This is a genomic window from Planctomycetota bacterium, assembly GCA_039182125.1.
Classification (GTDB): Bacteria; Planctomycetota; Phycisphaerae; order Tepidisphaerales; family Tepidisphaeraceae; genus JBCDCH01.
This window is the reverse complement of the sequence record JBCDCH010000116.1, coordinates 1-6,668: the sequence shown is the minus strand read 5'-3', so window position 1 is coordinate 6,668 and position 6,668 is coordinate 1. Positions and strand designations below refer to the sequence as shown.

Here is a 6,668-nt window from a genome sequence, read left to right as displayed (position 1 = left end):
GTTCACGACGCCCAACGTCGACCAGGAAGAACTCAACCGCGTCCTGAACAACTGGGGCTCCACCGCCGCCCCGAGCTTCGAAGGCTCCGCGGTGCCCGAACCCGCGACGCTGGCTCTGCTCGGCGGTCTCGCGCTCGCCGGCTTGCGCCGTCGCGGCGCCTGAGCCGATCCGATCGGATCTTGCCGGGGCCGCGCTGACGCGCGGCCCCGGCGTTTTTCTGGGCGACACCGCAAACCCCATCCGTACTGAGGCCACCGGTATCACCAACGCCGGCGGCCTCGCGACCGTCGGCGGGCTCCGCAGCGATGAAACCGCCACCGCCGCGTCAGCGCGACTCTCCTTCAGCCGTTTCCTTCCGAGCTCAAAGACCCCGAACTCCACCTCCGGACGCACCCATGAAGTTCTCCCCCATTGCCGTCGCGCTGCCCGCGCTGTGCCTGCTGCTCGCCACCGTCCTCATCACGGCCGACACGTACGCCAATGACGCCGACGTCTTCGAGCGCCTTCCCATCGAGATCGAAGCGGTTGGCATCAACGGCCGAACCCTCGTCGTCGCGCCCGACGGCAAGCCCGACGCCGCCGGCACGGAGGACGACCCGCTCTCGCTCCAAGCCGCCGCCGATCAGACCCAGCCCGGCGACACCGTCCTGCTCCGGGGGGGCACTTACCGCAACGCCGACAACCCCGGCGAATTCGCGGTTTTGATCATCCGCAACCCGGGCACCGCCGAGAACTGGATCCGGTACGCCAACTATCCCGGCGAGCATCCGGTGTTCGATTTCAACAGCCTGCGCGCCATCCAAGTTGCCGGCGCGAGTCACCTCGTCATTGAGGGCCTCGAGATCGACGGCCGCAACGACGAGGTCGATCCCAAGGAAGCCTGGGACCACGCCGAAGCCTTCAAGGGCGACGACTTCACGCGTAACGAGTTTTTCGGCGTAGGCATCCGCGTCAGCACGTCGGACGATGGCGGCCCGAAACGTTTTGCGCATCACATCATCATCCGCAACAATCACGTTCACCACTGTTCGGGCGGCGGGATCGCCACCGGCCGGGCCGACTACCTCCTCATCGAGGACAACATCGTTCACCACAACGCGTTCTACACCCCCTGGGGCGGCAGCGGCATCAGCATCTGGACCAGCGCGAACCACGACGACCGCCAGGACGTCTACCGCACGGTGGTCCGCCGGAACATCTGCTTCCAGAACGATAACCTTGTCGAATTCTGGATGCTCAATTCGCTCTCCGACGGCAACGGCATCATCCTCGACGCCCTACAAAACACCCAAGACAACCTCACCCAGGACGGCTACAACCGGGCGTATGAGGGGCGGATCCTCGTCGCGGACAACCTCTGCTTCTACAACGGCGGCCGGGGCGTCAACGTCTTCGAGTCGGACAACGCGGATATCGTGAACAACACGTTGTTCGCAAACGCGCAGCGGGGGAACATCGAGAACGAGATCGAATTCGGCCGGGCGCACAACATGAACGTCCACTTCAACGTGATCGTGCCGCTGCCGGACAAGCGGGCGTTCGGTGGATACCAATCGGAGAACGTCGTGAACAGCCACAACATGATCTCCGGCGGCGAAGAGCACCCGAACTTCAAGTTCGGCCCGAGCACACTCCGCGAGACGCCACGGTTTATCAAGAAGCCCAAACGCGCCACGCCCGGCCACCCGCCCGTGGACCTGGACAGCTTCGATTTCTCCTTGCGGCCCAACTCGCCCGGCGCAGGCGTGATGGGTGCCCGACTTGCCGATTGAGCCATGACGCGCCCGAACTGTTGACTTACTCACGAAGCGGCCGTTTAATCGCGGCCGCTTCTTTTCCTTCGCGTCCCTTTTTCTTTCGTTGGAACACCTAATGAGCCTCGAACCCGGAACCCGGTTTGTCCTTGGCGTCGACTTCGGAACCAACTCGGCCCGCGCCTTGGTCGTGGACTGCTCGAACGGACGTGAAGTCGCCACTCACGTCGTGAACTACCCGAGCGGAGAGCACGGCATCCTGCTGGACCCCGCCGAGCCCGACCTTGCTCGTCAGCGGCCCGACGATTACATCATCGGCTTCGAAGGCAGCGTCCGCGGCGCGGTCGAAGCGGCCCTTAACGACGCTGCGTTCGCGCCGGATCGAGTTGTCGGCATTGGCATCGATACGACCGGGTCGACGCCCATTCCCGTCGATAAGGAAGGCACGCCGCTGGGCATGACCCCCGCGTTCAAGGAACATCTGGCCGCGCAGGCGTGGCTGTGGAAAGACCACACGTCGCACGCGGAAGCCGCGGAAATCACGGCCCTGGCGCAAAAGCGCGGCGAGCCTTACCTGGCAAAGTGCGGCGGAACATATTCGTCTGAGTGGTTCTGGTCGAAGGTGCTCAAGTGTGCACGGGTGGCGCCGGATGTGTTCGACGCGGCATACTCGTGGGTCGAATGTGCGGACTGGATCCCGGCATACGCATGCGGAAACCTTGACCCGGCCAAGCTTGTCCGCGGCGTGTGCGCGGCGGGGCACAAGGCGATGTATCACGAACAGTGGGGCGGCCTGCCCAGCGAAGATTTTTTAAGCGAGCTGGACCCGAAGCTCGGAGCGTTGCGGTCGCGGCTGTACGACGTGGCCGTGCCCTCCAGCGAACCCGCGGGTCGGCTCGACCCACAAGTCGCCGAACGATGCGGTTTGCCCGCGGGCATCCCGATCGCCACCGGCGCTTTCGACGCGCACCACGGCGCGGTCGGTGCCGGTGTCTCGCCGGGCACGCTGGTGAAGATCATGGGCACCAGCACGTGCGACATCACGACCTGGCCGGTGGACGAACGTAAGCCGCTGGACGACATCCCGGGCCTATGCGGGATCGTGCCCGGCTCGGTCATCGCGAATGAGTACGGACTCGAAGCCGGGCAGTCCGCGGTCGGCGACTTGTTCAACTGGGTGGCGCGGCAAATCGCCCCCGAGAAATACACCGACGCCGGCGACGCACACGTCGCCATGACCCAGGAAGCCGAGCGGCTACGTCCGGGGGCAACCGGTCTGCTTGCGCTCGATTGGAACAACGGTAATCGCACCGTGCTGGTCAACTCACGGCTTTCCGGCTTGCTGCTCGGACAAACGTTGCACACCACCACCGCCGAGGTCTACCGCGCCGTCGTCGAGGCGACGGCGTTCGGCGCGTTGATGATCGTCAACCGTTTCGAGGAGTACGGCGTCAAGATCGAACGCGTCATCAACTGCGGCGGCATCGCCGAGAAAAGCCCGTTCGTCATGCAGATCTACGCCGACGTGCTGAACCGGCCGATGCAGGTCAGCCGGTCCGGCCAGACTTGCGCGTTGGGCGCAGCGATCTTCGGATCGATTGTTGGCGGGGCTTACAGCAAAGCCGCCGACGCCCAAGCCGCCATGACTGGCGTGAAAGACAAGGTCTACACGCCCGACCCTCAGGCCGTCATGGTTTACGCCGAGTTGTTTGGGTTGTACGCGACCTTGCACGACGCCTTTGGCGGCGTGAACAGCTCGGCAAGCCTTGGCGAGGTCATGCCGAAGCTCATGGCCATCCGCGACCGTCAGCGCAAAACCGGTTCTTGAATCCGGGCTTAAAGCCTCGAGCTGGAATCAAAGCTTAGAACTTGCGGCACATCGACGACACCCATGGCCCGGGCCGGGCCTCCGGCCTGACCGCTTTGCTTCTGTAACTACGGGCGATACCCGCCGCGTTATGGTGAATGCATATGGGCTGTTGCCTTCCGTCTACCCAAGGCTCGCTGCGATACCGAGCGACGGGAGGGGAAGTTGCGGCCGAATCTAAAAGCTCGATTTGGTCCGATCGAGGGCAAATGGCCGTTAGTCTTCCCGATACGACGGTCGCGGAAAGGTGGTACATCGGTCCGCGCCTTAATCCCCGCCGAGCCAAGCAAGAACCGCTACTCTCTGCCGAGTTTTGACCATGGATGCTAGAGAACTGCTGGGCTCACAGATTTGGCTGGAGCAACACGATACGCCCAAGCGTGTAGACGGCCTATTTAAGAAAGCGGCACAGACTGGGCTGGGCTGGGCGCGGCTGTTCCTGATGTGGCCCTGGTTGCAGCCGACGCCCGATTTGCCTGAAGACGAGTGGAACTGGGAGTTGTGGGATCACGCGTTCGACGCCGCGGGGCGACACGGCATCAAGATCAAGGCGACACTCACCGCCAACAGCGGGCCCTGGCACTGGGGCACGCCTTCGATGTTGCACTCGCACACGGGCTTCATCGAGCGGTCGATGTGGGGCAAGAGTGAGGCGTACACACGGGCTTGCGTCACCCGCTACCACCGACACCCGGCGCTGGGTCAGTGGGTCCTGTGGAACGAGCCGTTCGACGAAGGCTGGGACACGCCGGAGTTTTCCGCGTTCTGGCGGACCTGGCTCGGGGATCGCTACGGCCACCGCCTCGACCTCTTGAACCAGAAATGGGGCACAGGCTACGCGTCCTTCGAGGAGATCCCGCGTGCCGAGCGCGTGCCGCACGCCGCCCATACCGCAGCGGCTTGGAACAGTTCGTTTCCGCATCTGGACGAGATCAACTGTCGACAAGACTGGCTCATACACCAACTCCGCGCGGTGCGCGACTGGGTCCGCGCGATCGATCCGATCACCTCAACCTGCGTCAACCCGACGCATATCCACGCCAATCGCCCCCACGGCGGCACCGATCTGGAAGCGATGTGCAATCTGGTCGACGTCCTGGGAGCGAGCTTCCATCCGTCCTGGCACTTCACCTTCGCCAACCGCGCCGACTTTCCGGGTTTGATCTACGCCGGCGTCTCGGCCCTGCGCGAAATCCCGGGCGGACACGCGATCGAAACCACCGAGGTTCAAACCGGCAATACCGCCGACAGCGGCCTGATCCCCAACGACGCCGGCCCCGACGCGGTGGCGAAGTACCATCTCGCCGCGCTGGCCGCGGGCAGCAAGAGCGTGACGGGCTGGTGTTTCAATGCCCGCCAGCACGACAACGAAGCCGGAGACTGGGCGCTTCTCGACGACGCGGACGAGCCCGGACCCCGCGCCGTCGCGTTGCGCCACCTTCACGATCGTCTCGACGCGATCCTTCAAAGTCACGGCCCGATGCGACCCGTTCGGCCTCGGGTCTGGGTCGCGACGGACAGCACGACTCAAACGTACGAAGCGATTCACGGCCGGCAACCCCTCGTCAACACGCCGGGCCGACACCACGAAGACAGCGCCCGCGGTGCCGCGATGCTCGTTGTGGAATGCCTCCGCCAAGGCGTCCCCGCCTCGACCGTGCCGCTGATTCATCTGGCCGAACGCCTCCGGCCCGGAGACGTCGCGATCCTTTCCCACCTCACGGCCTACGACCCCGAGCTTGCCGAATCGATCCTTGAGCGGGTCCGCTCGGGGGTGACTCTTGTGATCGACGCGACAACCGGACGCCGCGACCAGCACCTGTCCATGCCACGCCCTTGGCCGGGCGGATTTAGCGCGTCGATCGGCTTACGCATGCAAGGATTAGAAAGCCGAGCCGAGGGCTGGGCGTTGGCGTCCGGCGGCCACGCGATCCTTTGCCGCTCTCGCCCCGACACGACAGACCCGAACGCTTGGTCAGCTCTCGCGTCACCCCGCTTCGCGGACGGCGAACCGCTCGCTCTTAAACGCCGGTTCGGCGAAGGCCGTGTCGTTCACGTCAGATCGCCGATCGGCCCCTCGCTGCTCCACGACGAGTCCCCCGCGTGGCACGAGTTGCTCGCGTCGCTTACCGAGTCGATCGACCTGACCGTGCGTCCCGCCGTACCTACGGACGCGGTCTTCTTGCCGATCCACCTTGGCGATCGAGCCGCCGTGGTCATCGTCGGCGGCGAAGGGCAACAGTCCGTTCGACTCAAGTCGGCGACCGCGCTGGGACGTGACTTATGGTCGGATGCAACACTAGAACGCCCGGCCTGGGCAGAACAAATCGTTGCCCTGAATCAGGGCTGCGCCATCGTCACCTGAAGGCAAAGCCCAACGCCGCACAAAATCGAGAACCGATCTTCGGCATGAAGCTCGAGTCGGCTTTTTCTCGAGATCGTGATCTGCGGTCCACCATGCGACGCGGCCGATTCGCGAAACAGTCAATGGGATTGACGCGAAGGCTGGAAAAAAACCACGATGTAACCTCGCTCCTTACTTTCATACGCCGATGTTCCCAACCACGCGACGACGCCGATTCATGCCCTTCACCGCGTAGGCGAACAGTGCGGTCGTTTTCCCGTGCTCTGATCGTCATTCATAATGTTCAGCATCAGCCGCGGCACAACGCAGACGATCAGCAGCGACATCGACACATCCTGCGGAAGTGATAAGCCGGATCACCGCCGCGCGAAAGACGTGATGCCGAAGTCTTCAAACCGTCCAGACCGGCTCACAACACGCCAACCTCATATCCAACACCACGAATGAATAATCTCTCCACGCCGAGCCGTTGACCGTTTCGCCCGTAGGCGGCAATCTTTTTTGATCGTTTTGACCGATTGCCCCAAGGAGGGGTTGACCGATCTGATTGATGACGCGATAACGGCCGTCGCCGATCTGCTTTCCGGTTGCGGGTCACGAGTCGTTTTTCTTCAGGGGTTCGAAGATGACAACGCAGACTTCCGGATCCGTCGCAAGCCGCGGGTTTCGCGGTGGGCGGGT

The 6,668-nt window shown here is 63.7% G+C and carries 3 protein-coding genes; all 3 read left to right on the top strand.

Annotated elements, in window-relative coordinates; translation table 11 throughout:
• Window positions 1–396: 396 nt before the first annotated feature.
• The 3 genes from AAGD32_18055 to AAGD32_18045 all read left to right on the top strand — a co-directional run bounded on the left by AAGD32_18055 (window position 397) and on the right by AAGD32_18045 (window position 5,987).
• A complete protein-coding gene (locus AAGD32_18055) occupies window positions 397–1,773 on the top strand; it encodes a right-handed parallel beta-helix repeat-containing protein (GenBank protein ID MEM8876153.1) in 1,377 nt (458 codons plus the stop codon).
• 100 nt (window positions 1,774–1,873) lie between these two features.
• Complete coding sequence (locus AAGD32_18050) at window positions 1,874–3,583, top strand: ribulokinase (protein ID MEM8876152.1); 1,710 nt, start codon at window positions 1,874–1,876, stop codon at window positions 3,581–3,583.
• A gap of 358 nt (window positions 3,584–3,941) precedes the next feature.
• Entirely contained in the window at window positions 3,942–5,987 is a 2,046-nt protein-coding gene (locus tag AAGD32_18045) for a beta-galactosidase (protein MEM8876151.1), read from the top strand.
• Window positions 5,988–6,668 lie beyond the last annotated feature (681 nt).

Bases quoted from the DNA above. Each gene is read 5' to 3' on its own strand.
- AAGD32_18045 (MEM8876151.1), top strand. From the start codon at position 3,942: ATGGATGCTAGAGAACTGCTGGGCTCACAGATTTGGCTGGAGCAACAC.
- AAGD32_18055 (MEM8876153.1), top strand. From the start codon at position 397: ATGAAGTTCTCCCCCATTGCCGTCGCGCTGCCCGCGCTGTGCCTGCTG.
- AAGD32_18050 (MEM8876152.1), top strand. From the start codon at position 1,874: ATGAGCCTCGAACCCGGAACCCGGTTTGTCCTTGGCGTCGACTTCGGA.